This window comes from Polynucleobacter sp. AM-7D1 (assembly GCF_018688455.1).
Taxonomy (GTDB): Bacteria; Pseudomonadota; Gammaproteobacteria; order Burkholderiales; family Burkholderiaceae; genus Polynucleobacter.
Window position 1 is genome coordinate 116,758 of sequence record NZ_CP061319.1, and the last position, 26,764, is coordinate 143,521.

The window sequence follows — 26,764 nt, forward strand, 5'->3', positions numbered from 1 at the left end:
CCATGCTGGCAAGATAAGCATGTCTGATATCCCAAGTAATAAACCCTACCTAATCCGTGCCCTACATCAGTGGTGCACGGATTTTGGTTTTACGCCCTTCATGGCGGTCTTTGTGGACTCTAGCGTTGAAGTGCCTATGGAGTTTGTGAAGAAAGATGAAATCGTTTTAAACCTCTCTCTAGAGGCCTGCCATCAACTGAACCTAGACAATGACTGGATTAGTTTTCAGGCAAGATTTGGTGGGGTTCCAAGAAAAATTATGGTCCCCGTAAGCCATGTTTTGGCAATCTATGCCCGAGAAAATGGCCAAGGAATGTCCTTTCCTTTTGATGCTAGCCAATCCAATAAACCCAGAGATATCGATCCTGGGAAGGTTGAAAAGCCAAAGGCCGGCAGACCTTCCTTGACCATTGTGAAATAGGTTAAAATGTTATCCGTTGCCCCTTTAGCTCATCTGGTAGAGCAACTGATTTGTAATCAGTAGGTGGTCTGTTCGAGTCGGACAAGGGGCACCAACAATTTAAAACCTAGATTCTCGCGAATTTAGGTTTTTTCTATTTCTGACTTATATTTTCCAACGTTAGCTACTTTAATTGAGTAGGTTCGCTTTTCTAGTTTCCGGTAAATACAGTACTGCGGCTACCGCACCACTCGCCAAGAAAATAGTTGGATACCATAATCCTGCAACACTGCTTGCCCAGTGCTGATTAAGCCAGGTGACGATAAGAGGAAGAAGGCCACCAATCCAGCCTGCTGCCAAGTTGTGCGGAAGAGTGGCTGCACTATTTCTGGTCTTGGCAGGAAAGAGTTCGGCAAGTAGTGCTGTTTGTGGGCCAACTACCAGCGCCAGAATTCCGGACAAGCCAATAAGAACCATAGCTATTAATGCTGTTGAGTTTCCATCGCTCTGTAACAGATGAAATGCTGGCAATATGAATATAGCTCCAAGAGCTAGACCAGTGACAACCACTGGCTTTCTGCCAACTTTGTCTGATAGCCATCCAGCAAAGATAGTTAGTGGAAGTAGTGCGACTGTTGCATAAACACTTAATTGATCTACTAATTGCGGTGCAAGCTTGACCGAAGTTTTGAGAAAAATCGAGGTGTAAACCTGGACGCAAAAAAATAAGACTGCACCACCAGCAGAGATGCAAAAGAAAAGTAGGAACATTCTTTTTCTAGTTTCGGGGTCTTTGAAGTTGTCTCGAAGAGGGCTCTTTGATTGAGTCTCTGTTTGGCTTAGCTTTAAATAAATCGGCGTTTCCTCTAAAGCCATGCGAGCTTTAAATGCAATCAATAAAAGAATGAGTGAAATCCAAAATGGAACTCGCCAGCCCCAAGATAGAAATTCTTCTGGAGTGAGGTAGCTTTGAAGTAAGGCAATTTGCAGGGTGGATACCAGGATTCCTAGTGGCCCCATGAGCTGCAGGAAGCTAGTCTTAAAGCCGCGATTGGAGTCACCAGCATGCTCAGTTAGGTAGACTGCACTTCCTCCAATTTCACCGCCTGCGGAAAGGCCCTGAAGCAATCTTAGACCAACAAGCATGATGGGCGCCCAGATCCCAGCCTGGGCATAGGTCGGTAAAAATCCTACGCATACGGTGGCAATTCCCATAAGGGTAATGGTGATCATAAAGACAGGGCGCCTGCCAATGCGATCGCCGATACTGCCAAAAATAGCCGCCCCTATAGGCCTCACTACCATCCCAACTCCAAAGGTTGCTAGGCTAGCCAAAAGTGCTGTGCTGGGATCGCTAGAGGGAAAGAAGAGGGGGGCAAATACAACTGCAAGAGTTGCAAAGGTCAAAAAGTCATACCACTCCAGAAATGTTCCAAAGCAGGCAGCAATAGCTACTTTTCTATAGGAATGCGATGATGCTTGAGAGTCTGATGCGGTATTAGTCAATTTCAATTCTGCGTTTATTCTGTATCTGTTGACGATTCAATTAGGGGTGCAGAGATATTCTTGCTAGGCTTAACACCCAATTCGCGTACCTTTTCAGCAGCCCGAATGAGATTACCTTTACCTGATTTCAGCTTATTGAATGCATCGTGATAACTTGTTTGGGCTTGATCTAAACGCTGACCTAGTTTTTCAAGATCATCCACAAAGCCGACAAATTTATCGTAGAGCGTGCCACATTGCTTAGCAATTTCCAGTGCATTACGATTTTGTGAATCTTGACGCCATAGGTGCGCAACAGTCCTCAGGGTTGCCATCAAAGTACTTGGGCATACCAACACAATATTTTTGGCTAAAGCTTCTTGGTAAAGATTTGGCGCAGTTTTCAGTGCTAATAAGAAGGCAGGCTCAATCGGAACAAACATCAAGACAAAGTCTACTGAGCCAATGCCATACAAAGAACTGTAGTTCTTGCTCGAAAGCCCCTGAATATGTTGCCTTAGAGACTGAATATGGGCTGCCAACTCTTGTTCTGAGGCTGTCGGATCAGTTGCTTCAGCATGGCGTGAATACGCAGTGATAGAAACCTTACTATCGACTACCAGGCTTCTACCCTCTGGAAGTTTTACGACAACGTCTGGCTGCAGACGTGAACCATCCATTTGAGTATGGCTATCTTGTACAAGGTATTCCTCACCCTTGCGAAGACCTGAAGACTCTAGAATGGATTCGAGCACTAACTCACCCCAATTACCCTGTACCTTGGAGTCACCTTTTAGTGCTTGGGTGAGTGATCGGGTCTCATCTGACATACGCAGATTCAGATTGGCAAGACGTTCGATCTCGCTCTTGAGCGCAAAGCGCTCACGAGCTTCATTGCCGTAAGAGGTATTTACCTGCTCTTTAAATTCTGAAAGCTTGGTTTGGAGTGGTTTCAGTAGAGCATCTAGATTGGCGACATTCTGCTCAGTGAAGCGCTTAGACTTATCTTCCAGAATTTCATTGGCTAAATTTTTGAACTGATTAGTCAAAGCCTCTTTAGCCTCATTGAGGGATTCAATTCTGCCAAGGCCTTGTTTTCGCTCTGAATCCAATTCAGCTTCTAGACGAATTGCATTTTGTAAGGCTTGGTCTCTTTCAGTGCGCAAGCTGATAGTGAGTGCGGCTTCGGTCTGCGCTTGCTGTTCGCTTCGCTGAAGTGCGGATCTCAGATTAAGCGCATAAACCAAAAGGCCTGCGCATAAACCCAATGGCAGGCCAAACAGGAGAAGAGAGCTTAGGTCAAAAGTCACAAATGCAATCTATGCAAGCTATTGAATCTTAGCCTTGAACTAACTTTTGTAATTCACCACTTTGAAACATTTCAGTCATGATGTCTGAGCCGCCAATGAATTCACCATTGATGTAGAGCTGTGGAATGGTTGGCCAGTTGGCAAATTCTTTAATGCCCTGACGAATTTCTGCATCCTCCAATACGTTCACTGTATGCAATTTGTCTACGCCACAAGTGCGCAAAATATTGACTGCATTTCCAGAAAATCCGCATTGTGGAAATTGGGCATTGCCCTTCATGAACAATACAACGGGATGGCTGCTAACGATTTCTTGAATTCTTGCTTGGGTGTCCATAATTTTCTTCCTGAAGTGGCGCTATAAGATGATCTTGAATTGCAACTAACAATGGGGTAATTTTAAGGCTATCTGCAGAAAAGGGTTAATTCCCTATGCTGGTTCTAGAGCCTTTTTCGACCAGAAGCTGCTCGGTAGTGGCCCGCTAAATCGAGGTGAGCTTGCACATCGATTAGGGCCGCCTCCTTCATTATCCCCACCACTGCTTCGGATTGATCAAAGCCATGCTCTACAGCAATCAGCCCGCCAGGTTTCAGGTGCTTATCTGCCCCGGCAATAATGATCTCTAGGCAGCTTAAGCCGCTGGCATAGTCGGTTAGTGCTGAAGGCGGCTCAAATCGGAGGTCCCCTTGAGTGAGGTGAGGATCCTGGTCAGCAATATAGGGTGGGTTGCTAACAATCACATCAAACTGGTTTTTTGGGCTCAATGCCTCATACCAATTGCCTTGTGCAAACTGGACTTGCTCTGTCAGATTCAGAAAGTGGGCATTGTGCTTAGCGATTGCTAGAGCCTCAGCTGATCGATCTGTTGCAAGCAGTGACACCAGGGGTGCGGCACTGGCGATCGAAAGGGCGATAGCGCCGGAGCCAGTACCTAGATCTAACACTTTGGTGGGTTTATTGAGTTTGGCGATTTCACTAAGGGCAATCTCTACAAGAAGCTCAGTTTCTGGGCGAGGAATCAGTACTCCAGGCCCTACCTGTAGCTCAATATTATGAAAACCCTTCTTACCCAAGATGTAGGCAATGGGTTCTCCAAGAGCTCTTCTGGAGACGAGACTTTCCCACTCCTGAAAAGCTAGCGCATTCAAAATCATGTCATCACGGGAAAGCAGGGCGGAGCGTGGGAGTTTGTAGTGCTTCTCTAGTAGGTGGGCTAGCAATATCCGCGCTTCATTGGCTGGCAATGCACAGTTCTGAATTAATTCACGCAAAGACTGGCTGATACTCATCCTGCTTGTATTAACTATCACCAAGTGCTGCTAGAAGCTCGGCTTGATGTTCTGATGCCAAAGCATTGCACAGATCATCTAAATCGCCATCCATCATGGCATCAATCTTATAGAGTGTGAGATTAATACGGTGATCAGTAATCCGACCTTGAGGGAAGTTATATGTACGAATACGATCGCTGCGATCACCAGAGCCAATGAGGGATTTACGTGTTTGCGCTTCAAGTTGATGTTTTTCACGTTCGCGCGCATCCATGATGCGTGAGACTAGCACCTTCATCGCTTGTTCACGGTTGCGATGTTGGCTACGATCATCTTGACACTCAACTACTGTGCCGGTTGGCAGATGGGTAATACGCACTGCAGAATCGGTTTTATTAATATGCTGACCACCTGCACCTGAAGCCCTAAAAGTATCAATTCGTAATTCGGCAGGATTTATTTTGACTGCTTCTAGTTCATCTGCTTCTGGCATCACTGCGACCGTGCAGGCCGAAGTATGAATACGGCCCTGAGTTTCTGTTTGGGGGACGCGTTGTACGCGGTGACCACCAGATTCAAACTTGAGGCGCGAGTAAACAGATTGGCCTACTAAGCGGAGAACAACTTCCTTATATCCACCCAGGTCAGATTCAGCAGCATTGACCACTTCAACCTTCCAGCCTTGGCGTTCAGCAAAGCGCGTATACATTCGGAGTAAGTCACCAGCAAAAAGTGCACTCTCATCACCACCCGTACCCGCACGAATTTCTAAGAAGACATTGCGTTCATCATTGACATCTTTGGGTAGTAAGAGTTTTTGTAGAACGCCCTCAAGCTCCTCCATAGTGGCTTGTGCTTGTTTTTGTTCTTCGTCGGCAAAGTCCCTCATCTCTGGATCTTTGCGCATCTCTTCAGCTGCTTGAGCATCAGCCTCAGCTTGTTTGTATAAACCAAATTGCTCAACTACCATCGCAATATCAGAATGCTCGCGTGTGAGCTTCCGATAGTTGTCCATGTCTTTCGTGGACTCTTCGGTAGTTAATAGGGAATTGAGTTCGGCTAAGCGCGTGTCTAGGTGGTCTAGCTTAGCCCGCATGCTGGGCTTCATCTAATGGTCTTCTGGCTTGGAGTGTGAGGCGAATAGTTTGGGAAGCAACTTAATCAGGGCGTCACGCTCAGCGCCATTGGAGTGTTGTAAAGCATGCAATGAGCCGTGCAAGAACTTATTGGTTAAGCCTTGAGCCATTGCATTGAGAACTTCTTGGGGATCTTCACCACGCATCAATCGCTTCATTGCGCGGTCGAGCTCAAGTTGTCTGAGGTGTTCGCCTTGTTGCTGAATATCCTGAATCAACGGCACAGTCTTGCGACCTTGCATCCAATGCATAAAGTTACCAACGCGATCTTCAATAATCGCTTCGGCTTGGCTTACTGCAGCCTGACGAAGAGAGGCGCCTGTTTGAATCATCACACCTAAATCATCTACCGTATAAAGATAGATATCATTTAAACGAGCAATCTCAGGCTCAAAGTCACGAGGTACTGCTAAGTCAACCATCACCATCGGTTTATGGCGACGTTGCTTCAAAGCGCTCTCTACCATTCCTAAGCCGATGATCGGAAGCGAGGATGCTGTACTTGAAACAATGATGTCAAATTCATGCAATCGTGAGGGGAGTTCGGAGAGCTTGAATGATTCAGCTTCAATATCTTGAATCGAAATCGAGTCTGCTAATTCTTGGCCGCGTTCAATTGTTCGATTGGCGATTGCAACTGCTTTAGGTTTACGCGCTACAAAATGCGTTGCGCATAAGGTGATCATGTCGCCAGCGCCAATAAATAAAACACGTTGGTCGGTAATACTTTCAAAAATACGTTCGGCTAAGCGAACTGAGGCTGCTGCCATCGAGATTGAGTGAGCACCAATTTCTGTGGAGCCACGAACTTCTTTTGCAACTGCAAAGGTTTTCTGAAAGAGTTGATTGAGATACGTGCCTAGAACGCCTGCATCATTTGCAGTGCGCACAGCATCTTTCATCTGACCCAAGATTTGGGTTTCACCAATCACCATGGAGTCTAATCCACAGGCAACTCTAAAGGCGTGACGAACTGCATCGGATTGCGGCAATGAATAAATATGCGGCTCTAAACTACTTGGAGCGAGCTGTTGAGTTTTTGCCAACCAATCAAAAGTGGCTTCATGCAAAAGACTCGCTGCATCTGCATCATTAGCAGCGCAATACACCTCAGTGCGATTGCAGGTCGACAAAATTGTGGCTTCAGGTAGCCCAACCTGATTCGCGCCAACGAGATGTTGGCGAAGATCGTGCAACGCTTCTTGAAGAAACTCAGGGTCGAAGGCGACCTTCTCCCGAATGGCGACCGGCGCTGTGTGATGATTGATGCCGAGTGTCAACAACTTCATAATGGTGATTATAGATTTGATGGCAGCAACAATGGGGGTGGTAATGGGGTTTTTAGCTTTTCTAGTGATCGGCGGCTTAACGGGCCTATTTGCCCTGCTTTTTTATCCAGGACAACGCCGAACTAAGCCCAAAGCTAAGAAATTTCTTATTGCAGCCTTAATTGGCTTCTTGGCCGCTCTAGTCAGCTCCTATATCGGCCAATTTTCGGGCTTATTTCAATCGGGTCAGATGCTGGAATGGCTGAGCACGATAGTGGCTTCTTGCCTTGCAGGTTGCCTCTATGCGACAGTTAATAGTTAGTTAAATAGGGTGCTCTGAGGGCCAGTATCGATGTTTTCCTCATTTCGGGCAGTCCAGCTAATAGGGGTTTCATGGTGCTCTACCAGCCATTCATTAGCTTTAGTGAAATGCCCGCAACTTACCTTTGCGCCAGGCTGTAGAAATGGCTGATCTGTTTTGTAGACCCCCAGTCCAGAAGGGTGGGAGGATTGCAGAATCGATTGGTTTGGGGCGGTCTCAATCAGGGGCAACTTAGATTGAGCATGCCCACCCCAAAGCATCCAGACTAGATATGGCTTTTGGAGCGCTAAATTCTCGATAAGTCGATCAATAAGGGATTTCCACCCAAGATTAACATGGCTGCCCGCTTCACCCAATCTCACGCTAAGAGCCGTATTGAGGAGTAGCACTCCTTGCTCAGCCCACCCGTGGAGATCTCCATTGGGAATAGCACCAAAACCCTCGAGCGCCAGGGCTTTACTGATATTGCGTAAGGAGCTTGGAAATTGCCTGGAATTGATCGGAATATTGGCGGGAATCGAAAAAGCCAAGCCCTGGGCCAGTCCAGGGGAGTGATACGGATCCTGCCCCAAGACGACGACCTTGACCTGAGTAAGCGGGGTTAATGTCAGCGCTTTAAAAAAATTCTGGGGCTCAGGGCAAATTTTTTCTGCATCTTTATTTAGTTCAGACCGCAGATTGGTCTGCAGCATTTGCCACTCTATGGACTCAAAATAATCCCCGAGTAGGGTACGCCAGTCCTCTGGAATGTCAGCCGCAGAAAACGAATGCATTACTCAGCAGGTGTCAGGGTGTATTGAGTTGGAATTTGATCATCCTCAAGAACGGTCATGCACTCATGCTCTAAATCATCTCGGTAAAAGCAAATCTGGATGACTTGCCCTGTGATCAAACTAGATAGCACCTTATCCCAGCGGGCGGCAGTAATGCGTTCACCGTTGATGCTGGCCAATAGATCTCCAGGAGCTAGACCTGCTAATTGTGCAGCTCCACCATCAAGAATATGCGTCACCTTTAGCCAACCATTGCTATCACTATGACGCAATCCCAATTGCAGTTTGATCTTCTCAAGCTTGGAATGGGTTTTCTGTTTAACCGAAATCGTTTTTGGATCAATCCATTTTTGAATTGGAATATCTTGAGCGCCAAAAATATAACGAGACTTAAATTCATTCCAGGTTTTGGAGAATTCTGTCCCAAGCAATTTCAATATCAAGTCATCCAAACCATCTTCAGCAATGCCATCTAGCGTGACTCCATGAGTTTGCCAGATGAGGCGCATTAAATCATCCAAGGATTGACGGTTGCCTGTAAATGCGCGGATCTTGAGATCTAAGCCTAGGGCGACCAAGGCGCCTTTGCCGTAATAACTTACGACCGCATTTGGTGTGTTTTCATCAGCTTGATAGTACTTAGTCCAAGCATCAAAAGAGCTATCTGCAAGGCTTTGCTTTAGTCTTCCTGGGCCACGCAAAATACCATTCCAATTATTCGCAACTAGCTTGAGGTAAGCCTTTAGATCAATACGTTTGCTGCGGAATAATTGCAAGTCATCGTAGTAGCTAGTAAAGCCCTCGAACAACCAGAGTAATCGAGTATGGTTTCTGCGATCGAGTTGATAGGGTTGGAATGCGTTAGGCTGAATGCGTTTGACTAGCCAGGCATGAAAATACTCATGACTACAGAGACCCAAAAACTCACGATAGGATACTTCATCTAAGGGGGTATTTACTTGAGGAATTTGATCTCGACGACATAGTAGGGCAGTGCTATTACGATGCTCAAGTCCACCGTATCCAGAAAGAACGGCGTTAACTAAAAATAAATAATTCTGGAAGGGGGCTTTTTTAGTCTTGGGTTCAAAGAGGTTGATGGTGCAAGTACAGATAGCCTGAAGATCTGAGGCCAAGCGCTCAAGATCAACTTCATGAATACATCCTTGTATCGCCATGCTGTGTGATACACCATTGGATTTCCAATGGGCAATCTGAAACTCACCCATGGCAATTGGATGATCAAGTAAGTCATCATAGTTTTTGGCGAGATAAAAGCCGTAACCTTGACTATCAACCTTGGCAGGCTGCAAGCCTGTCTGAACGGCCCATGAGTTTGCACAAGCATCTTTTGGTGGAATCAACACGAAAGCGCAGGGTAAAGATTCTTGACCTTTGACTGCCAAACATAAGCTGCTTGGATTAATAAACGCACGTTCAGAATCTAGATAGGCTGCGCGCACAGAAGAATCAAATGCATAAACGGTTGTGAGGATTTCTACTGCACCAGCCACTTTGGGCAAACGCCACTGATCATTGTCAATCCGTTCTAACGGTAGCGCTTCATTTGGGTTATCAAGTGCGAATGCTTCAATCGTTTCAATTTGCTTGCTAAAGTCCCGAATCAAATAGCTACCTGGAATCCAGGCGGGCATTTGCAGAATTTGTCCATTGGGTAATGGGTTTTCAATATGCAACTTCACATGAAAGCGGTGGCCATGTAGATCAGCTGCCCAAATGGTGTATTGAATTACAGGTAGATCAGAGTTATTTAATTTGCTCATCAGTATTGCCTACAACTTAAGACTGCTAAATTTCTTTTCAATATCGGTAATTTGAACAGCACCTGGGAAGCGACTTCCATCAGTAAAGAAAATAGTTGGGGTCCCTGTTATTCCATAGGTTTTGGCAAAGGCCATATTCTTATCTAAAGGAGTGGCACAGTCGCTTTTGCCGCTGGGCGCAACACCATTAATCATCCAATCAACATAAGCTTTCTGGGGGTCAGCAGCGCACCAAATTTGTTTAGATTTCTGTGCAGAGTCGGCTGACAGAATTGGAATTAAGTAAGTGTAGATAGTCACGTTATCTAGTTGCTGCAACGATTTATCCAAACGCTTGCAGTAGCCGCAATTTGGATCGGAGAAAATGGCCAGCTGCCTACTGCCATTACCACGCACTACTTTTAATGCATTTGCTGGATTGAGCTCAGACCACTTAATGCGATTCAGATCTGCTTGCTTTTGTTCGGTAATATTTTTTCCTGTGGCTATCTCAATGATTTCACCCTGGATTAAGTATTTGCTGTTTGCATCGGTATAAAACACATCATTTCCAACCAAGACCTCATATATTCCCGGAATGGGTGATTGAGAGACGCCTTTGATTTTCGTGTTTGGGCCAATCTTTTTTTGTAACTCAGATCGGACTTGTTGCTCTGATTGTGCGTTGACTACTCCCGCTAAAAAAGTAAGAGAGCAAACTAAGGCAATAGTAGAAAATAATTTATTCAAAATCAGTATCTCCAAGAGCGCGTTCAATAAGGCGCCGTTTAATAAAGTGACTACGATTGACCATACCCAGTCCCCAATTGCGTAATTGCTTTTCAGTGCTGCTACTTGCTGAAAATAGCTTCTTCAGTTTGTCTGTCACCCAGAGCAGAGCGCTGGTATCGCCTTGACGTTGGCGCTCGTAGCGACGCAATAAAACTCTATCGTTTGGTAGTCGGAAGGATTCGCGTTGACTCAAGATGTGGAGCAGGGTTGCCACATCCCTTAATCCCAGGTTCAAGCCTTGACCAGCCAGGGGATGCATCACATGGGCAGCATCACCAATCAGCACAACCTTAGGATTTTCATCTGGGCCAATAAATCGACTTGCCCGAATTCTTTTAAGTGGAAAGGCAGCTGGCGTTGAATTAAGACTAAGAGCCCCAAGTTGAGCAAGAATTGCTCCGTGAGCAATTGAAGCAAACCGATCATTCCATGCTGCTTGATCTAGCTTTAAAAGGTCAGCGGCATTTTCTGGCGAAGTTGACCATACCATTGAGGCTTGCTTATTTGGTAAAGGCAGCATAGCCACAATATCGCCCCCAGGTAAAAACCACTGATAGGCAGTTTCGAGATGCGCGTTACTGCAAGTCCAATTAGCCACCACAGCGCTTTGTGAGTAGCTTTCTTCTTTTATAGAAATGCCCAGCCCAGTGCGAATTGGTGATTTAGCTCCATCAGCCGCAATGATGAGTTGAGCACGTAAGGCAGATCCATTTGTGATGTGAAGTGTTGCCCCATCGGAATCTACTTCAATACTTTCGACTGCATCGCTGATGCGCTCTAATTTATTTTGGAAGCGTGAGGCTTGATCTAGAGTGTGCTCGATCACATTCGATTCGCCAATCCAGGCTAATTGGGGTGTACCAGCCTCAAAAGCGGATAGGTGCAGTTGATCCTGTTTTTCTCCGCGATCGCCAAAAATCCGCATATCTCGAACGGGTTGCATGCGGCTGTGATCAATCGCATCCCAAATCTGTAGATGGGCAAGTAATTTTTGGGTACTGGGAGAAAAGGCGTAAATACGTTGCCCCCATTGATTACCCTGGGGTGTGGGAACCGCTTGCCCCAGGTCGGGGGCAATTTGAATGGTTTGAAATCCAAGCTGGGCTAGACCCAATGCGCAGGCCTTGCCTGCTATGCCTCCACCTACCACGACGACATCAACCCCCCGGATTTGGGAGGTATTTTTAGGCAACTTAGCGGAGGAATTTTGTTGAACTTCTGACATATCTCGATGATATCGAAACTAGCCCTTTACAATACGGCTATGTCTTTGAAATGTGGCATCGTCGGCCTGCCTAACGTCGGCAAATCTACCCTCTTTAACGCGCTTACCAAAGCTGGAATCGCGGCGGAAAACTATCCTTTCTGCACGATCGAGCCTAATGTGGGTGTGGTTGAGGTTCCTGACCCCCGTCTTGCCGCTTTGGCTGAGATCGTCAAGCCTGAGCGCATCCTGCCTGCTGCTGTCGAATTTGTCGATATTGCAGGTTTGGTGGCTGGAGCCTCTAAGGGTGAGGGCCTGGGAAACCAATTCCTGGCCAACATCCGTGAAACAGACGCAATCACCCATGTGGTCCGTTGTTTTGAGGATGCCAACGTGATCCACGTGGCTGGCAAGATTGACCCGATCTCCGATATCGCAGTGATCGACACTGAGCTAGCCTTATCCGACTTAACAACCGTTGAAAAAACCCTTCAACGCTCCAGTAAAGCTGCTAAGTCAGGGAATGACAAAGAGGCGGCAGCTCTCGTGGCTGTACTGACTAAGGTGCAAGCCCATTTAGATCAAGCTCAGCCTGTCCGCAGCTTGAAACTGACTGACGAAGAAAATTTGCTTTTAAAGCCACTGTGCTTAATTACCGCAAAGCCAGCAATGTATATCGCTAACGTCAAAGAAGACGGCTTTGACAATAATCCGCATTTAGAGGCAGTGATTCAGCATGCAGCTAAAGAGGGTGCGCCAGTGGTTGCAGTGTGTGCCGCAATCGAAGCCGAGATCGCTGATTTAGATGACGCTGACAAAGCTGAGTTCTTGGCAGACCTCGGTATGGAAGAGTCTGGATTGGATCGCGTGATTCGTGCAGGCTATAAGTTATTGGGCCTGCAGACCTACTTTACAGCTGGTGTTAAAGAAGTTCGCGCCTGGACAATTCATCAAGGTGATACTGCCCCACAGGCTGCCGGAGTGATTCATACAGATTTTGAGCGCGGCTTTATTCGTGCACAAACCATTGCTTTTGAGGACTTTATTCAATTCAAGGGTGAGTCTGGTGCCAAGGAAGCTGGAAAGATGCGTGCCGAGGGTAAGGAGTATGTTGTTAAAGATGGTGATGTTTTGAACTTCCTCTTTAACGTTTAAAAACAGTGCCTCTAAATGTAAAAAGCCCTTAGTGATAAGGGCTTTTTTATATTCTTGGGCTTGAATTAGCTTTCTTTAACAGCCCTTGCAAGGCACTTGGAAATTTCTTCATAGCGCTTGATGGCAATCTTGCTAGGAACTACTTCTTTTTTGCGTCCATCTTCATTCGCAGCCATCTTGATATAGCCCATAGCGCTGAGATTCTTGAGTCGCCCATGAAGCGTTGCTTGGGAGCCTAGCTCGGATAGGGAAATCAGGTCTCCCACCAAAATGGGCTTCTTGGCATCAAAGCTCAAAATAATTTTGTCGAGTAGACCTTCTTCAATTGAGTCGAGCTTTTTCCCAGGGTTGATGCGGTCAAGGACATCAATCAGGTTTAAAAATCGAATGTAGCAAGAAGATTTAACAGTGGACATATTTTTGTATCAATGGTGTTTAAGTCTATTGGCTTTAGGGTTAATCTTAGTATATTCCCTAATGCTTGGCTGGTAGTATGAACCGATATTTCACTAATAGCCATGCTGACAGTCATGAAAAGAATATTCTCGGAATCGACTACAGGCTTCCTGGTTAGCATTTTCTCTTATTCAGCCCTGTTTTATTTGAATGATTGGCTTACAAGTCATCTCGCTTATGGCCTGGGTGTAAATTGGATTTATCTTCCTGCTGGCTTACGTTTATTTCTGACGCTCATTTTTGGTTTACCAGGCGCCATTGGAATTGCACTCGCATCTTTCATGATTTGTTATTTTGGGCAATTTCCACCAGAGCTCATCACCTGCATCGGCATTGGATTGATATCTGGATTTGCGCCTTATTTAGCAAGAGTTTTTGTATTAAGGAATGTCAATATCTTGCCTGACTTGAGTAACCTGACCATACAGAACTTAGTGGTCTGCATCTTGATTTTCGCAGCTCTCAGTGCGGGTCTACATCAATGGTGGTTTGCGCTCAGAGGGCTTGATGAGGCTGGAAGCCTTAATCACTTCTTGGTAATGATGATTGGGGATGTTTTGGGAACAGTGCTGCTAATTGGCCTTATTAAATATGGCCTTGATCTACTTAAGGGCTTTAGGCTTGCTTAGTTAAATAGTTCGCTTAAAGCTGCGCCTGGATCATTTGCGCGCATGAAGGCTTCGCCGACCAAAAATGCGTTGACATGGTGATCGCGCATTAGCTGGACATCTGCTCGGCTCATGATTCCGGATTCAGTAACCAATGTTTTACCTGTTGGCACCATTGATAGTAAGGATAGGGTGGTTTGCAGGGTAACTTCAAAAGTCTTCAAGTTACGATTATTAATGCCGAGCAATCGGGTTTTCAATTCGAGGGCTTGCTCTAGTTCAGGTGCGTTATGTACCTCAACAAGCACATCTAGGCCCAGCTCATGTGCACAAGCTTCCAACTCTTTCATTTGATTGAGTTCAAGGCAGGCCACGATCAATAAAATCGCATCAGCACCAATCGCTCTTGCTTCGTAGACTTGGTATGGATCAATCGTAAAGTCTTTACGTAATACAGGAATACCGCATGCAGCTCTTGCTGCTTGAAGATAATCATTAGAGCCTTGGAAATAATCTTTATCTGTGAGAACGGATAGGCAGGCTGCACCATTGTTTTCATAGGACTGAGCAATCTCAGCAGGTTGAAAATTTTCGCGCAAGATTCCTTTGCTAGGACTCGCCTTCTTAATTTCAGTAATCACACCCGCTTTGCCTGCCGCAATCTTATTTTCGATAGATTGAATAAAGCCGCGTGGTTTTAAAAGAGCATCACGATTATTTTCTTCGGCCTGATCGCGTTGATTGCCTAAAGAGATTTTTTTTGAATCGGCAGCTACCTCAATCTTCTTGGTGGCAACAATTTTGTCGAGGATATCGCTCATGAAGATCTTAATTAGTTTTGGGTTGCGGCTACAAATTGGTCCAGCTTATGGCGGGCAGCGCCAGATGCAATAGCTGCTTGGGCCATCTGAATGCCACTAGCAATGCTTGGGGCTACATCCGCTACATACAGCACTGCTCCAGCGTTGAGACAAACAATGTCGCTCGCTGGGCCAGGAGTTTTATTGAGTACATCTAAAACAATGGCCTTAGACTCTTCAGCATCAGCCACCTTAAAGCCATTAGTCAGCGCAGTGTTCAAACCAAAGTCTTTTGGATGAATCTCATATTCACGAACCTGGCCATCTTTGAGTTCACCCACGAGCGTAGGACCTTCTAAAGAAATCTCATCTAAACCATCGCGTCCATAGACGACGAGTGCATGGTCCATACCCATGGCTTGCAATACACGTGCTTGGATGCCGACTAAGTCAGCATGAAAGACACCCATCAGAATACGCTTGGCATCTGCCGGGTTCGTGAGTGGACCTAGGATATTGAATATCGTGCGCACACCCAAATCTTTACGAATCGGTACGACGTTTTTCATTGCGGGGTGATGATTCGGAGCAAACATAAATCCAGCTCCTACTTCTGAAATACATTTCGCTACTTGTTCTGGGGAAAGCGATAGCTTCACGCCTAGCGACTCCAAAATATCTGCACTGCCAGATTTGCTGCTGACGCTGCGATTGCCGTGCTTAGCAATTTTGGCTCCGGCAGCTGCCGCCACAAACATGGCAGCAGTAGAAATGTTGAAGGTGTGAGCTCCGTCGCCACCAGTGCCCACCACATCCACTAAATTTTTTCTATCCTCAACAATTACTGGGGTGGCAAATTCCCGCATGACTTGAGCAGCTGCGGCAATTTCACCAACGGTCTCTTTCTTGGTGCGTAGGGCAACGAGCAGTCCTGCAACTAAAGTTGGCGGCATCTCACCACTCATAATCAGACGCATCATGGCAGTCATCTCATCATGAAAGAGCTCGCGATGTTCAATGCAACGTTGCAATGCTTGCTGAGGAGTAATAGACATAGAGCTTCTTAGAATACTTTTGGTTATTTTGCTTGGAGAAAATTCTTCAGCAGCGCATGGCCATGCTCAGAAAGAATGGACTCAGGATGAAATTGCACGCCTTCTACTGCAAGTTCCTTGTGGCGCACACCCATGATCTCGCCATCGGATGAGGTGGCTGTTATTTCAAGCATTGCTGGCAGCATACTCTTTTCAATAGCCAATGAGTGATAACGCGTCACCTTAAATGGGTTTGGTAAGTCTTTGAAAACGCCAACACCAGTGTGATGAATATCATCTGTTTTGCCATGCATTACTTTTTGGGCGCGAATAATCTTGCCGCCGAATGCTTCACCAATCGCTTGGTGTCCAAGGCAGACTCCCAAAATCGGAATTTGTCCAGCATAGCGTTGAATCGTCGCTACAGAAATTCCCGCTTCAGCTGGACTGCATGGCCCAGGTGAAATGCAAATACGCGCAGGATTAATTTTGGCAATCTCTTCAACCGAAATTTCATCATTACGAAAAACTTTTACTTCTTCACCTAGTTCTGCAAAATACTGAACGAGGTTATAGGTAAATGAATCGTAGTTATCAATCATGAGGAGCATCGAGTCCTCCTTGTACTAAATCAGCTGCCATTAATACTGCCCGGGCTTTGGCTTCGGTTTCTTTCCACTCAGCGGTGGGGTCAGAGTCTGCAACTACACCAGCACCAGCCTGGGAGTGCAATACACCATCACGAATCACGCCAGTGCGAATAGCGATGGCCACATCCATATCACCAGAGAAGGAAAGATAGCCAACTGCGCCTCCATAGACACCGCGTTTCACAATTTCCATCTCGTCAATAATTTCCATCGCCCGAATCTTTGGGGCGCCCGATAAGGTACCAGCAGGGAAGGTGGCGCGTAAAACATCCATATTGCTCATATTGTCTAGCAATTCACCTTCAACTGAGCTGACAATGTGTTGGACATGGGAATATTTTTCGATTGACATCGAGTCAGTCACTTTGACAGTGCCTGTCTTTGCAATGCGACCCACATCATTACGAGCTAGGTCAATCAACATGACATGCTCAGCAATCTCTTTTGGGTCGGCAAGTAATTCTGTAGCAAGACGCTCATCTTCTTCGGGTGTTGCGCCACGAGGGCGTGTGCCCGCTAGAGGGCGAATTGTCACAATCTTCTGACTCTCGCGCTGCTCTTGGCGCACCAAGATCTCTGGTGATGAGCCCACTACCTGTAAATCACCAAAGTCATAGAAGTACATATAAGGCGATGGATTCAGAGAACGTAATGCTCGATAGAGGGCGAGAGGTGAATCTGTGAATGGCTTGCTAATGCGCTGGCCGATGACGACCTGCATGCAATCGCCAGCCAAAATATATTCTTTAGTTTTGAGAACGGCATTTTCAAAATCAGCTGCTTTGAACTTACGGATCAACTCTGTTTTGGTGCTCGGCAATGAAGCAGGCATGCTTACAGGTTTGCTTAAGCAAGCAAGCAATTCTTTTAATCGAGCTTGAGCCTTTTCAAAGCTATCTGTGTCGCTGGTGTCTGCGTAGACAATTAAATAAATACGACCTGCAACGTTATCAATTACTGCCAACTCTTCAGTTAGCATCAATTGAATGTCGGGCACACCCAATTCATCTGGCAACTTGTGTTTTGCTAAGCGAGATTCAATATAGCGAACTGTGTCATAACCAAAGTAGCCTGCAAGTCCGCCACAGAAGCGTGGGAGCCCAGGTTGAACCGCCACCTTGAAGCGCTTGAAATAAGCATCAACAAAGTCGAGTGGATTGTCGTGATTGGTTTCAATGACTTTGTCATTGAATAAAACTTCAGTCAGTGGTGCCGTTGGTGTGCCAACTGTTCTTAAAACAGTTTTAGCGGGAAGGCCAATGAATGAGAAGCGACCAAAGCGCTCGCCACCTAAGACAGACTCAAGTAGGTAAGTATTCTTTTGTCCAAATGCTTGAGTGAGCTTGACGTATAGTGAGAGCGGAGTCTCTAAGTCGGCTAAAACTTCTTTGACCAATGGAATGCGATTGAAACCCTGTTTTGCTAGGGCTAAAAATTCTTCGTGCTGCATTACGCTTTTCCTGACGTCGCTAGTTCTGCGCGCATTTCTTTAATCACGTCAGCATAATTTTCTTTGCCAAAGATTGCGGAGCCAGCAACAAAAGTGTCTGCACCAGCCTTAGCTACTTCTGCAATGTTTTCGACTTTAATCCCGCCATCTACCTCTAGGCGAATGTGTCGACCAGTTTCTTGTTGATGGCGATCTAGTCGTGCACGAACTTGAGCAATCTTACTCAGAGTGCTTGGAATAAATGACTGCCCACCAAAGCCTGGATTCACAGACATTAGCAAAACAAGATCGAGTAATTCTAAGGTGTGATCTAAATGATGCAGTGGTGTTGCAGGATTTAACACTAGCCCTGCCTGACATCCTTGATCACGAATTAAATTAATAGTGCGATCCACATGAGGGCTCGCCTCTGGGTGAAAGCTAATGAGGTTTGCTCCTGCTTTTGCAAAATCAGGAATGAGGCGGTCAACCGGTTCAACCATTAAGTGGACGTCGATCATGGCTGGTTTGCCATTTTTTGTGGCGTGTGGACGAATTGCCTCGCACACCAAGGGTCCAATAGTGAGGTTTGGAACGTAATGGTTGTCCATCACATCAAAGTGAATCCAGTCTGCTCCAGCCAAGAGAACATCTTGCACTTCTTTGCCCAGGCAAGCAAAGTCAGCCGACAAAATGGAGGGTGCGATGACAAACTGGCTATCTGAGAGTGATTTCTGGCTATCCATCCCTAGATTCTAGCTTGCAGTTGGCCTTAGTATGGAGCAGAATTCGAGCATGAATCCTCACGAAATCAGCATTACGGTCAAAACCCAGTATTTGCCCGACCAGTCTGACCCCGATAACCGCCAGTTTGCGTTCGCGTATACCGTCACTATTCGCAATACCGGTACGGCCAGTATTCAGCTCATTGCCCGCCATTGGTTCATTACTGATGGGGATAATGATGTTCAGGAGGTCCGTGGCCTGGGGGTTGTAGGGCAACAGCCACTTCTGCGGGCGGGTGAGCAGTTTGAATACACCAGCTGGGCAACTTTACCGACGCCGGCAGGCACGATGCGCGGAGAGTACTTCTGCGTAACTGAGGAGGCTCAGTTTTTCCAGGCCCCCATCCCCGAGTTTGCCCTAGTGATGCCGAGAACCTTGCACTAGGCTCTCAAAAAATACTATTTTTTGCCCTTGCCGGTCCAAAGGACAATAAAGAGCAGGAGGGCTAAAGCAATGCCTCCCTCCACAGCAAACAAGATCATGGGGTATTCATCGAGTAAATTGGCAATCATGATTTCTATATCCAAATTAATAAGTCGCAAGAAAACCCCGCGAATCCTTGCTTGCAGTGTATTCGTTCTAGCAATTGCTGGTTTGTTGTCAGCTTGTTCTACGCCTTCAACTAGGGGGTCTGGTTACCGTACTAGTGGCAACGTCCCATCTCCTTATAGCTCTCCGATCGCTAGCTTTCAATCGGTCTCATGGCAAGACTTGCCTGGTTGGCAGGGGGATGATTTAACCCAGGCTTGGCCTGCTTGGCTCAAGAGTTGTGATGCCTTACGCAAACGCAATAGCGAGATTAACTGGCGTCAGGTATGCGCTCAAGCGAGCAGCATTTCAGGTCGTGATGGGCGCGCAATTCGCCAATATTTTGAGGGGAATTTTCAGGTATATGAAGTGCGTAACAGCACTACTGGCAAAGATTCTGGCTTGATAACGGGATATTACGAGCCTGTCATGAATGGCTCGCAGACTCGAACCGCTACTTATACCGTTCCCTTATACGGTCTTCCAAAGGTTTGGAGAGGTTCTAAGCCAGATCCTGCACCAGCGCGTGCAGAGCTGATGAGCTCTGGAGTTCTGAAGGGTTCTGAAATTGCCTGGGTACAAGATCCTGTTGCCGCCGCATTCATGCAAATCCAAGGCTCTGGAAAAATTCGTTTAGAAGACGGGCGCGTATTACGACTCGGTTATGCCGGTACCAATGACCAGCCCTTTAAGTCTTTTGCGCAGTGGTTGTTAGACCGTAAAGAAATTAATCGTAGTCAGGCCACTATGCAGGGCATTAGTGCATGGGCTAAACGTAATCCAGGCCAAGTAGAGGAAATGCTCAATGCCAATCCTCGCTTTGTATTCTTTAAAGAGTTGCCAGGTAATGTTAGTGCTGATCTGGGCCCTAATGGCGCATTGGGCGTGCCTTTAACAGCGGAGCGCAGCATTGCTATTGATTTGAAAGCGATGCCTTTGGGTGCCCCGGTATTTTTGAGTACGACTAGACCCTTGAGTACTCAAACCTTACAAAAATTAGTGATGGCACAAGATACAGGTAAAGCCATTGTAGGTGGGGTACGAGCGGATTACTATTGGGGATCAGGGGATGCTGCAGGTGAGTTAGCAGGACGCATGAAGCAAGATGGCAAGATGTGGTTATTGTTGCCGCGCTGAACAAATCATTTTTGAAAGAGATCGATGACTTACAACACCATATTGACTGAAGTGGATGGCAAGGTTGCCATCATTACCCTCAATCGCCCGCAAGTATTAAATGCTCTGAACGATGAGTTAATGGATGAGTTAGGTGCAGCGCTATTGAGCTTTGATGCGGATGACAATATTGGATGCATCATTGTGACTGGTAGTGAAAAGGCATTTGCTGCTGGTGCAGATATCGCGACGATGGCGAAGTATGGATTTGCGGATGTCTATCGCGGTGACTTTATTTCTCGCAATTGGGAAGAGATTAGAAAAGTACGTAAGCCAGTGATTGCAGCGGTATCTGGCTATGCCCTTGGAGGTGGATGTGAGTTGGCGATGATGTGCGACACCATCATGGCCGCTGACAGCGCTAAGTTTGCACAACCGGAAGTGAAATTGGGAATCATTCCTGGCGCTGGTGGGACCCAGCGTTTGCCACGTGCAGTTTCAAAAGCAAAAGCGATGGATTTGGCTTTAACGGGTCGCATGATGGATGCTGCTGAGGCTGAGCGCTCTGGCCTAGTTGCTCGCATTTTCCCCCAAGCCGATTTACTAAAAGAAGTCAAAGCAATTGCCAAGACGATTGCAGACATGCCATTACTAACTGCAATGATGGTGAAAGAAGCAATTAATACCGCTTACGAAACTACGCTCTCAGAAGGCATTCATTTTGAGCGTCGTTTGTTCCACTCTTGCTTTGCAACAAACGATCAAAAAGAAGGTATGGCAGCTTTTATAGAAAAGCGCCCAGCAAAATTTACGAACTCGTAAAAAAATTACTGCCAGGCTGAATTATTTTTCTAGGTAACGTTGCGCTAGCTTGACCCAGTAGCTGACGCCCACTGGGATCAGCGCATCATTGAAGTCATAAGAAGGGTTGTGAAGATGGCATGGGCCCATGCCATGACCTATCGCACGGTGATCACCATCACCATTGCCTAGGAATACATAGCAACCTGGTTTCTCCAGCAGCATAAATGCAAAGTCCTCTGCGCCCATCGTGGGGTCGATTGAGGTATTGACGTTTTGTGCACCAACTAAGTCGCTCATCACTTCACTGGCAAATTCAACTTCCTTGCTATGATTAATGAGCGGAGGGTAGTTTCGAGCAAAACTAATTTCTGCTTGGCAGTCAAATGCACTTGCTACGTTCTGAGAGATTTCTCGTAAACGTTGTTCAATTAAATCAAGCACCTCGATAGTGAATGTGCGAACGGTTCCGCCGATAAATGCACTATCCGGAATGACATTGCTCGTCTCACCCGCATGGAACTGTGTGACTGACAATACTGCGGCATCCACTGGACGTTTATTACGCGTAATGATGCTTTGTAATGCTTGTACAACTTGAGCGCCTGCAAGCACTGGATCAGCGCTGTTATGTGGCAAGGCAGCGTGACCACCTTTGCCACGAACGATGATTTCAAAGGAATTGCTGGAAGCCATCATCGGGCCAGAGGTCACGCCAAAATGTCCTTCAGCAAGCCCTGGCCAGTTATGTAGACCAAAAACAGCATCACAAGGAAATTGTTTAAATAGTCCATCGTTAATCATTTCTTGCGCGCCAGCACCACCTTCTTCTGCTGGCTGAAAAATGAAAATGACTGTGCCTTTGAATTCGCGATGATTGGAAAGGTATTGGGCTGCACCCAAGAGCATTGCTGTATGACCATCATGCCCGCAGGCATGCATCTTGCCGGGATTCTTTGAAGTGTGTTCAAAGGTGTTGTGTTCTTGTAGTGGCAGTGCATCCATGTCGGCTCGTAAGCCAATCATCTTGCCTTGACCTAAGTCACCATCAAGTTTGCCAACCACTCCTGTTTTGCCAAGGCCACGATAAACCGTGATTCCCCAACTCGAAAGTGCTTCAGCTACAAGATCAGATGTGCGGTTTTCTTCAAAGCGTAATTCTGGATGCGCGTGAATATTGCGACGAATTTCTTGGATGGCTGATGCGGAGTCGATGATTTCTGGAAGTAATCGCATAGCTTCATCTTATCTGAATTTACTCGGGCAGTTTTATATGCTCCGCAGCAAATCGTAATGACTCTATGGAGTAGGGGGCATTTTCCGGCTTCTGAATCTGCTGAGGAATGGTGGGAATAACACCTAAAAATGGTGCAAAAATCCGGTCTTTAAGTGTTTGAATATTTTCTTCCAGAAGAGGCATCTCCTCTGAAAGCGTATTCGCTACCCAGCCGGCAATCGTTAACTGGCGAGACTGAATTGCTTCACAAGTGAGTAGAGCGTGATTAATGCAGCCCAAACGCATGCCTACAACGAGGATGACTGGTAAATCAATTGCCTGAGCGAGATCGCCTAAATCTTCTTGTTCATTTAAAGGAACTAAAAATCCACCCGCCCCCTCAACAACAACCGCCTCAAATTTTTGATTTAGTGAATGCAAATCAGCCAAGATGATGGTGGAATCTAGGTAGACATCAGTTTCCTTAGCAACAAGATGGGGTGCTGCTGCTTGATCGAGAATGTAAGGACAAAGACTTTGTACTTGAGCATTTAATCCTGAAGCAATACGTAATGTCTCTAAGTCCTCATTGAATTTTTGACCGCTAGCATCCACATAAGTTCCGGCAACGACAGGTTTAAAGCCGACTGCGCTAATACCTGTTTCTCTCAGCTTCAGAATAAGTGCGCCGGCAACTAAAGTTTTACCAACTTCAGTATCCGTACCTGTTACAAAAAAACCAGTAGAAGCATTGATCGTCATGAATAACTTTCTACGTGTTTCTCAATAGACTTCAATGTCTTAATCAGTTCACGTAAATCATTAGCGCTGTGGTTTGCGGAAAAGGTAATGCGTAATCGAGAGCTACCAACTGGGACGGTGGGTGGGCGGATTGCGGGGATCCAATAACCTGCTTCATCTAAGAGTTTGGCTGCCGCTAATGCGTTGGCATTGCTTCCTAAAATCACCGGCTGAATAGGGGTAGATGAAGGAGTTTTCTCCCACCCTGAGAAAGTCATCTCCTCATTCCAAATCTGAATCAACTTATGAAGTTGTTTACGACGCGCAATGCCTTCATCACCTTCGATCAATTCAAGGCTGCTCAGTAAGGTATGGGCAATTGCTGGTGGTGTAGCCGTGCTGTAGATATAAGGACGTCCCTTTTGGATAAGCCACTCAATAAACGGTGCAGCTGCACAAATAAAAGCACCACTCACACCGGCTGCCTTGCCAAGTGTGCCGACATAAATAATTCTTTCTGAATGTACGTCGGCTTGCTCCAAAATACCGTGGCCTTTTTCGCCAAGCACGCCAAATCCGTGGGCATCATCGACCATTAAGAGTGCATCACATTGTTCGGCGATATGGAGCAGTTTTTCTACGGGTGCAATATCCCCATCCATGCTGAAGACACCATCAACCACAATTAATTTCAGTGGCAGAGTGTCTTGCTTTAATCCTTCTTCTAGCAAGTCAAGATTTTGGTGATCAAATAAAGTTATCTTGGCTTTCGTTTGTGCGCTAGCTAGGCGTACGCCATCAATCAAAGAGGCATGATTGAGTTTGGCAGAATAAATGCTGGCTTGACCTTGCTCAGCAAGCCTAGAAATTCCAGTAATGGCGTTGATGTTTGCAAGATAGCCGGTGCTGAAGAATAGCGCCCTCGCACTAGGGATATGTTTACTCTCACAGGCAGCTAATTTTTTTTCAAGCAAGTCATGTGCAATGCTATGGCCGCTAATTAAATGTGATGCGCCGCTACCAACCCCGTATAGTTTTGCGCCTTCTGTAAGTGCAGAAACTAATTCCGGATGATTTGCTAGCCCTAAGTAGTCATTGCTGCAAAATGCTTTCAGTTCTCGCTGACCAACGCGAGCCTTGGTGTCACAGGGTGACTCGGTGGTACGCAGTTTGCGTCTCAGCAATTGCTCATCTAGAGCGGCAATCTGTTGAGCCACCATCTCTCGAGCGGTAAATTTTGCACTCATGCCAGCACCTGATTAAGAGCTCTTTGCACAGAAGCGCCCATTTGCATGGCTTCCTTAGCGGTGAGGATGTAGGGTGGCATCACATAAATCGTATTGCCAATTGGCCTAATGAGGATACCCTCCGCCATGCTTGCTGAAAACATCTCTCGTGAAAACGTAGCAGGATTTTTTAGTGATTCAGGTTTGATATCAAAGGCTAAGATCATTCCCTGCTGGCGCCAATGTTCAATGCGAGGATCTACTTTTGCCCAGGCAAATGCCTTGGCAAGATATTGACTGCGTTCAAGATTTTTTTCGAGAACAGAGTCAGCTTCAAAAATCTCTAGACACGCAAGTGCTGCAGCGCATGCCAATGGATTGCCTGTGTAGGAGTGTGAGTGCAAGAAACCTTGTTGCATTTGATCGCCATAGAACGCACGATAAATCTTATCAGTCGTCATAGAAAGTGATAGGGGAAGATAGCCACCACTAATGCCTTTAGATAGTGTCAAGAAGTCCGGCCAAATTCCTGCGTGCTCACAAGCAAAAAACTTTCCTGATCGACCGCAACCTACTGCGATCTCATCGGCGATCAGATGAATGTTGTAACGGTCACAAAGTGATCGCACTAAGCATAAATATTCTGGAGAGTACATCGCCATCTGCCCGGCACATTGAACGAGTGGTTCCACAATGATGGCGGCAATATGCTGATGCTCTGCCTCTAGTAACCCTTCTAATATTTTTGCTGCGTGTTTGGCAACATCATCAGCGCTCTCACCAGACTTTGCTTTGCGCGCATCAGGTGATGGGACAGTGAAAACATCTTGTAAAAGTGAGCCGTATGATTCGCGAAAGATTGCAACATCTGTTACCGCAAGTGCACCTAAGGTTTCTCCGTGGTAACCATTCTCAAGGCAGACAAATTTTTTCTTTTGAGGCTGATTGTTGAGTCGCCAGTAGTGATGACTCATCTTTAAGGCGATCTCTACTGCTGAGGCGCCATCGGATGCAAAAAATACATGACCCAAATGACCTTGAGTTAAAGCTGATAATTTTTCGGAGAGAGCAACTACTGGCGCATGGGTAAATCCGGCGAGCATGACATGCTCAATTTTTTCCAGTTGACTCGTAATGGCTTGATTAATGCGTGGATTGGAGTGCCCAAAGAGATTGGTCCACCACGAGCTAATGCAATCGAGTAAGGCATTTCCCTGATCATCAAAGAGCCAAGCACCCTTACCCTTGGTAATGGCAATTAATGGCAATGATTCATGATGTTTCATCTGAGTGCAGGGATGCCATACGGCGTCTAGGCTGCGCTCAACCAGAGAGCTTTGAATAGGATCAGAAATAAGCTTCATGTTTGGTATTTGACCACTAGTTTTTCCTAATTTAGGCCTGTATCTGTTATGTTTATGCCTTGAATTAATCTATTTTCTGGAATTCGACCATGCAGGCCACCCAAACTACTGAAAAACCCCTTACCCAAGTCAAGTCTCAAAAGGATTTGCATAAGGAGGTCGATGCTTCGGGTGCTTGGTCAGTTGTCGAGATTGAGGCTTTATTTGCCCTCCCATTTAGTGAATTGATGTTCAAGGCGCAAGAAACCCATCGTGCTAACTTCCCTGATGGTGATGTGGAATTAGCTACCCTCTTGTCAATCAAGACTGGTGGCTGTCCTGAGGATTGTGGCTATTGCCCACAGGCAGCTCGTTATGACACTGACGTCAAAGCCAATAAGTTGATGGATCTAGATGAGGTTTTGGAGGCAGCTAAAGCAGCGAAAGCTGCTGGATCGAATCGTTTTTGTATGGGCGCTGCTTGGCGGGAGCCTAAGGACCGTGATATTGAAAAAGTCACTGCCATGATTAAGGGTGTCAAAGCCTTGGGCTTAGAAACCTGCGCCACTCTGGGGATGCTGGAAGCCAATCAGGCTCAAGCGCTTCAGGAGGCTGGCTTAGACTTCTATAACCACAATTTGGATACTAGTGAGGACTTCTATCGCTCAGTCATTTCCACCCGTGGGTACCAAGACCGTTTAGATACGATTTCTAATGTACGTGCTGCAGGCATGTCAGTGTGCTGCGGTGGCATTGTGGGCATGGGTGAATCCCGTGAACAGCGTGCAGCTTTCTTGGCCCGCTTGGCCAATTTAAGCCCATATCCAGAATCAGTTCCGATCAATCATCTGGTTCCTGTAGCAGGAACCCCATTGGCAGATCAGAAGCCATTGGATCCTTTGGAGTTTGTCAGAACTATTGCTGTAGCCCGCATCACTATGCCGCGTGCACGCGTGCGTTTGTCAGCCGGTCGCCAAGAGCTCGGCAGGGCGGTTCAGGCCATGTGCTTCCAAGCTGGCGCCAATTCTATTTTCTATGGTGAGCAATTACTCACTACCGGTAATCCGGAAGCAGAACAAGACCGTGAACTGTTGGCCGAGCTAGGTTTAAAGACCAAACAAAGCTGTAAAGCCGAGGTTCTAGTCTAGTT

At 46.4% G+C, this 26,764-nt stretch carries 28 protein-coding genes and 1 tRNA gene; 9 read left to right on the forward strand and 20 right to left on the reverse strand.

Annotated features, from left to right (window positions below):
- Nucleotides 1–19: 19 nt before the first annotated feature.
- Together GQ359_RS00675 and GQ359_RS00680 are read left to right on the forward strand one after the other, a co-directional pair.
- The gene (locus GQ359_RS00675) at nt 20–421 is read left to right on the forward strand and encodes a ClpXP protease specificity-enhancing factor (protein WP_215387072.1); all 402 of its coding nucleotides are present in this window, start codon (nt 20–22) and stop codon (nt 419–421) included.
- 18 nt (nt 422–439) lie between these two features.
- A tRNA-Thr gene (locus GQ359_RS00680) sits at nt 440–515 on the forward strand.
- 74 nt (nt 516–589) lie between these two features.
- Here GQ359_RS00680 and GQ359_RS00685 read toward each other — a convergent pair.
- The 6 genes from GQ359_RS00685 to hemA all read right to left on the reverse strand — a co-directional run bounded on the left by GQ359_RS00685 (nt 590) and on the right by hemA (nt 6,892).
- The gene (locus GQ359_RS00685) at nt 590–1,906 is read right to left on the reverse strand and encodes an MFS transporter (RefSeq protein WP_251367885.1); all 1,317 of its coding nucleotides are present in this window, start codon (nt 1,904–1,906) and stop codon (nt 590–592) included.
- Between the two features lie 14 nt (nt 1,907–1,920).
- The gene (rmuC, locus tag GQ359_RS00690; RefSeq protein ID WP_215387074.1) at nt 1,921–3,195 is read right to left on the reverse strand and encodes a DNA recombination protein RmuC; all 1,275 of its coding nucleotides are present in this window, start codon (nt 3,193–3,195) and stop codon (nt 1,921–1,923) included.
- 28 nt (nt 3,196–3,223) lie between these two features.
- The gene (grxD, locus tag GQ359_RS00695; protein WP_215302393.1) at nt 3,224–3,532 is read right to left on the reverse strand and encodes a Grx4 family monothiol glutaredoxin; all 309 of its coding nucleotides are present in this window, start codon (nt 3,530–3,532) and stop codon (nt 3,224–3,226) included.
- A 104-nt stretch (nt 3,533–3,636) separates the two neighbouring features.
- Nucleotides 3,637–4,485: a peptide chain release factor N(5)-glutamine methyltransferase gene (gene prmC / locus GQ359_RS00700; protein WP_215387075.1), complete on the reverse strand. Its 849-nt coding sequence runs from the start codon at nt 4,483–4,485 to the stop codon at nt 3,637–3,639.
- 10 nt (nt 4,486–4,495) lie between these two features.
- Entirely contained in the window at nt 4,496–5,575 is a 1,080-nt protein-coding gene (prfA, locus tag GQ359_RS00705; RefSeq protein WP_215387076.1) for a peptide chain release factor 1, read from the reverse strand.
- The gene (hemA, locus tag GQ359_RS00710) at nt 5,576–6,892 is read right to left on the reverse strand and encodes a glutamyl-tRNA reductase (RefSeq protein WP_215387077.1); all 1,317 of its coding nucleotides are present in this window, start codon (nt 6,890–6,892) and stop codon (nt 5,576–5,578) included.
- Nucleotide 6,893: 1 nt separating this feature from the next.
- Between hemA and GQ359_RS00715 the strand changes: the two genes are divergently transcribed.
- The gene (locus tag GQ359_RS00715; RefSeq protein WP_251367886.1) at nt 6,894–7,193 is read left to right on the forward strand and encodes a hypothetical protein; all 300 of its coding nucleotides are present in this window, start codon (nt 6,894–6,896) and stop codon (nt 7,191–7,193) included.
- Here GQ359_RS00715 and GQ359_RS00720 read toward each other — a convergent pair.
- Genes GQ359_RS00720 through GQ359_RS00735 form a run of 4 tightly spaced genes read right to left on the reverse strand, consistent with a single transcriptional unit; the run spans nt 7,190 to nt 11,746 of the window.
- Nucleotides 7,190–7,966: a uracil-DNA glycosylase gene (locus tag GQ359_RS00720; protein WP_215387078.1), complete on the reverse strand. Its 777-nt coding sequence runs from the start codon at nt 7,964–7,966 to the stop codon at nt 7,190–7,192. The two genes, GQ359_RS00715 and GQ359_RS00720, sit on opposite strands and share 4 nt — an antisense overlap.
- The gene (locus GQ359_RS00725; RefSeq protein ID WP_215387079.1) at nt 7,966–9,750 is read right to left on the reverse strand and encodes a M61 family metallopeptidase; all 1,785 of its coding nucleotides are present in this window, start codon (nt 9,748–9,750) and stop codon (nt 7,966–7,968) included. Before GQ359_RS00725 ends, GQ359_RS00720 begins: the two co-directional genes overlap by 1 nt.
- 9 nt (nt 9,751–9,759) lie before the next feature.
- Nucleotides 9,760–10,479, reverse strand: coding sequence for a DsbC family protein (locus GQ359_RS00730; RefSeq protein WP_215387080.1), 720 nt, complete (start codon nt 10,477–10,479; stop codon nt 9,760–9,762).
- Nucleotides 10,472–11,746 carry an FAD-dependent monooxygenase gene (locus GQ359_RS00735; protein WP_215387081.1) on the reverse strand — a complete coding sequence of 425 codons (1,275 nt, stop codon included), beginning with the start codon at nt 11,744–11,746 and terminating at the stop codon, nt 10,472–10,474. The genes GQ359_RS00730 and GQ359_RS00735 overlap by 8 nt, the downstream gene beginning before the upstream one ends.
- A gap of 39 nt (nt 11,747–11,785) precedes the next feature.
- Between GQ359_RS00735 and ychF the strand changes: the two genes are divergently transcribed.
- Nucleotides 11,786–12,880: a redox-regulated ATPase YchF gene (ychF, locus tag GQ359_RS00740; RefSeq protein ID WP_215387082.1), complete on the forward strand. Its 1,095-nt coding sequence runs from the start codon at nt 11,786–11,788 to the stop codon at nt 12,878–12,880.
- A 65-nt stretch (nt 12,881–12,945) separates the two neighbouring features.
- Here the strand turns inward: ychF and GQ359_RS00745 are convergent, their stop codons facing one another.
- The gene (locus GQ359_RS00745; RefSeq protein ID WP_215387083.1) at nt 12,946–13,296 is read right to left on the reverse strand and encodes a hypothetical protein; all 351 of its coding nucleotides are present in this window, start codon (nt 13,294–13,296) and stop codon (nt 12,946–12,948) included.
- Between the two features lie 114 nt (nt 13,297–13,410).
- Here GQ359_RS00745 and GQ359_RS00750 point away from each other — a divergent pair, with 114 nt between their 5' ends.
- The gene (locus GQ359_RS00750) at nt 13,411–13,965 is read left to right on the forward strand and encodes a hypothetical protein (protein ID WP_215387084.1); all 555 of its coding nucleotides are present in this window, start codon (nt 13,411–13,413) and stop codon (nt 13,963–13,965) included.
- On the opposite strand, the gene trpC is transcribed toward GQ359_RS00750, so the two are convergent.
- The 5 genes from trpC to rpe are packed head-to-tail and all read right to left on the reverse strand — an operon-like array spanning nt 13,962 to nt 18,603.
- The gene (trpC, locus tag GQ359_RS00755; RefSeq protein ID WP_215387085.1) at nt 13,962–14,765 is read right to left on the reverse strand and encodes an indole-3-glycerol phosphate synthase TrpC; all 804 of its coding nucleotides are present in this window, start codon (nt 14,763–14,765) and stop codon (nt 13,962–13,964) included. The genes GQ359_RS00750 and trpC overlap by 4 nt on opposite strands.
- An 11-nt stretch (nt 14,766–14,776) precedes the next feature.
- Complete coding sequence (gene trpD / locus GQ359_RS00760; RefSeq protein ID WP_215387086.1) at nt 14,777–15,799, reverse strand: anthranilate phosphoribosyltransferase; 1,023 nt, start codon at nt 15,797–15,799, stop codon at nt 14,777–14,779.
- Between the two features lie 23 nt (nt 15,800–15,822).
- Nucleotides 15,823–16,389: an aminodeoxychorismate/anthranilate synthase component II gene (locus tag GQ359_RS00765; RefSeq protein WP_215387087.1), complete on the reverse strand. Its 567-nt coding sequence runs from the start codon at nt 16,387–16,389 to the stop codon at nt 15,823–15,825.
- Nucleotides 16,373–17,878, reverse strand: coding sequence for an anthranilate synthase component I (gene trpE, locus GQ359_RS00770; RefSeq protein ID WP_215302409.1), 1,506 nt, complete (start codon nt 17,876–17,878; stop codon nt 16,373–16,375). The genes GQ359_RS00765 and trpE overlap by 17 nt, the downstream gene beginning before the upstream one ends.
- The gene (rpe, locus tag GQ359_RS00775) at nt 17,878–18,603 is read right to left on the reverse strand and encodes a ribulose-phosphate 3-epimerase (RefSeq protein WP_215387088.1); all 726 of its coding nucleotides are present in this window, start codon (nt 18,601–18,603) and stop codon (nt 17,878–17,880) included. The genes trpE and rpe overlap by 1 nt, the downstream gene beginning before the upstream one ends.
- Before the next feature lie 49 nt (nt 18,604–18,652).
- Between rpe and apaG the strand changes: the two genes are divergently transcribed.
- From apaG to GQ359_RS00790, 3 genes are all read left to right on the forward strand, one after another.
- A complete protein-coding gene (gene apaG, locus GQ359_RS00780) occupies nt 18,653–19,027 on the forward strand; it encodes a Co2+/Mg2+ efflux protein ApaG (RefSeq protein WP_015420328.1) in 375 nt (124 codons plus the stop codon).
- 126 nt (nt 19,028–19,153) lie between these two features.
- Nucleotides 19,154–20,308, forward strand: a complete 1,155-nt coding sequence (locus GQ359_RS00785) for a murein transglycosylase A (protein ID WP_215387089.1) — start codon at nt 19,154–19,156, stop codon at nt 20,306–20,308.
- Between the two features lie 24 nt (nt 20,309–20,332).
- Complete coding sequence (locus GQ359_RS00790) at nt 20,333–21,109, forward strand: enoyl-CoA hydratase (RefSeq protein ID WP_215387090.1); 777 nt, start codon at nt 20,333–20,335, stop codon at nt 21,107–21,109.
- A gap of 21 nt (nt 21,110–21,130) precedes the next feature.
- Here the strand turns inward: GQ359_RS00790 and GQ359_RS00795 are convergent, their stop codons facing one another.
- Genes GQ359_RS00795 through bioA form a run of 4 tightly spaced genes read right to left on the reverse strand, consistent with a single transcriptional unit; the run spans nt 21,131 to nt 25,635 of the window.
- Nucleotides 21,131–22,324, reverse strand: coding sequence for a M20 aminoacylase family protein (locus GQ359_RS00795; RefSeq protein ID WP_215387091.1), 1,194 nt, complete (start codon nt 22,322–22,324; stop codon nt 21,131–21,133).
- 19 nt (nt 22,325–22,343) lie between these two features.
- Nucleotides 22,344–23,066: a dethiobiotin synthase gene (gene bioD, locus GQ359_RS00800; RefSeq protein ID WP_251367887.1), complete on the reverse strand. Its 723-nt coding sequence runs from the start codon at nt 23,064–23,066 to the stop codon at nt 22,344–22,346.
- Nucleotides 23,063–24,292, reverse strand: coding sequence for an 8-amino-7-oxononanoate synthase (locus tag GQ359_RS00805; RefSeq protein ID WP_215387092.1), 1,230 nt, complete (start codon nt 24,290–24,292; stop codon nt 23,063–23,065). The genes bioD and GQ359_RS00805 overlap by 4 nt, the downstream gene beginning before the upstream one ends.
- Nucleotides 24,289–25,635 carry an adenosylmethionine--8-amino-7-oxononanoate transaminase gene (gene bioA / locus GQ359_RS00810; RefSeq protein WP_215387093.1) on the reverse strand — a complete coding sequence of 449 codons (1,347 nt, stop codon included), beginning with the start codon at nt 25,633–25,635 and terminating at the stop codon, nt 24,289–24,291. The genes GQ359_RS00805 and bioA overlap by 4 nt, the downstream gene beginning before the upstream one ends.
- Before the next feature lie 89 nt (nt 25,636–25,724).
- Here bioA and bioB point away from each other — a divergent pair, with 89 nt between their 5' ends.
- Nucleotides 25,725–26,762 (forward strand): biotin synthase BioB, encoded by a 1,038-nt coding sequence (bioB, locus tag GQ359_RS00815; protein ID WP_215387094.1) that lies wholly within the window; start codon nt 25,725–25,727, stop codon nt 26,760–26,762.
- Nucleotides 26,763–26,764 lie beyond the last annotated feature (2 nt).

Bases quoted from the DNA above. Each gene is read 5' to 3' on its own strand.
- GQ359_RS00675 (WP_215387072.1), top strand. From the start codon at position 20: ATGTCTGATATCCCAAGTAATAAACCCTACCTAATCCGTGCCCTACAT.
- grxD (WP_215302393.1), bottom strand. From the start codon at position 3,532: ATGGACACCCAAGCAAGAATTCAAGAAATCGTTAGCAGCCATCCCGTT.
- prmC (WP_215387075.1), bottom strand. From the start codon at position 4,485: ATGAGTATCAGCCAGTCTTTGCGTGAATTAATTCAGAACTGTGCATTG.
- prfA (WP_215387076.1), bottom strand. From the start codon at position 5,575: ATGAAGCCCAGCATGCGGGCTAAGCTAGACCACCTAGACACGCGCTTA.
- hemA (WP_215387077.1), bottom strand. From the start codon at position 6,892: ATGAAGTTGTTGACACTCGGCATCAATCATCACACAGCGCCGGTCGCC.
- GQ359_RS00715 (WP_251367886.1), top strand. From the start codon at position 6,894: ATGGTGATTATAGATTTGATGGCAGCAACAATGGGGGTGGTAATGGGG.
- GQ359_RS00720 (WP_215387078.1), bottom strand. From the start codon at position 7,966: ATGCATTCGTTTTCTGCGGCTGACATTCCAGAGGACTGGCGTACCCTA.
- GQ359_RS00725 (WP_215387079.1), bottom strand. From the start codon at position 9,750: ATGAGCAAATTAAATAACTCTGATCTACCTGTAATTCAATACACCATT.
- GQ359_RS00735 (WP_215387081.1), bottom strand. From the start codon at position 11,746: ATGTCAGAAGTTCAACAAAATTCCTCCGCTAAGTTGCCTAAAAATACC.
- ychF (WP_215387082.1), top strand. From the start codon at position 11,786: ATGTCTTTGAAATGTGGCATCGTCGGCCTGCCTAACGTCGGCAAATCT.
- GQ359_RS00745 (WP_215387083.1), bottom strand. From the start codon at position 13,296: ATGTCCACTGTTAAATCTTCTTGCTACATTCGATTTTTAAACCTGATT.
- GQ359_RS00750 (WP_215387084.1), top strand. From the start codon at position 13,411: ATGAAAAGAATATTCTCGGAATCGACTACAGGCTTCCTGGTTAGCATT.
- trpC (WP_215387085.1), bottom strand. From the start codon at position 14,765: ATGAGCGATATCCTCGACAAAATTGTTGCCACCAAGAAGATTGAGGTA.
- trpD (WP_215387086.1), bottom strand. From the start codon at position 15,799: ATGTCTATTACTCCTCAGCAAGCATTGCAACGTTGCATTGAACATCGC.
- GQ359_RS00765 (WP_215387087.1), bottom strand. From the start codon at position 16,389: ATGCTCCTCATGATTGATAACTACGATTCATTTACCTATAACCTCGTT.
- trpE (WP_215302409.1), bottom strand. From the start codon at position 17,878: ATGCAGCACGAAGAATTTTTAGCCCTAGCAAAACAGGGTTTCAATCGC.
- rpe (WP_215387088.1), bottom strand. From the start codon at position 18,603: ATGGATAGCCAGAAATCACTCTCAGATAGCCAGTTTGTCATCGCACCC.
- apaG (WP_015420328.1), top strand. From the start codon at position 18,653: ATGAATCCTCACGAAATCAGCATTACGGTCAAAACCCAGTATTTGCCC.
- GQ359_RS00785 (WP_215387089.1), top strand. From the start codon at position 19,154: ATGATTTCTATATCCAAATTAATAAGTCGCAAGAAAACCCCGCGAATC.
- GQ359_RS00790 (WP_215387090.1), top strand. From the start codon at position 20,333: ATGACTTACAACACCATATTGACTGAAGTGGATGGCAAGGTTGCCATC.
- GQ359_RS00795 (WP_215387091.1), bottom strand. From the start codon at position 22,324: ATGCGATTACTTCCAGAAATCATCGACTCCGCATCAGCCATCCAAGAA.
- bioD (WP_251367887.1), bottom strand. From the start codon at position 23,066: ATGACGATCAATGCTTCTACTGGTTTTTTTGTAACAGGTACGGATACT.
- GQ359_RS00805 (WP_215387092.1), bottom strand. From the start codon at position 24,292: ATGAGTGCAAAATTTACCGCTCGAGAGATGGTGGCTCAACAGATTGCC.
- bioA (WP_215387093.1), bottom strand. From the start codon at position 25,635: ATGAAGCTTATTTCTGATCCTATTCAAAGCTCTCTGGTTGAGCGCAGC.
- bioB (WP_215387094.1), top strand. From the start codon at position 25,725: ATGCAGGCCACCCAAACTACTGAAAAACCCCTTACCCAAGTCAAGTCT.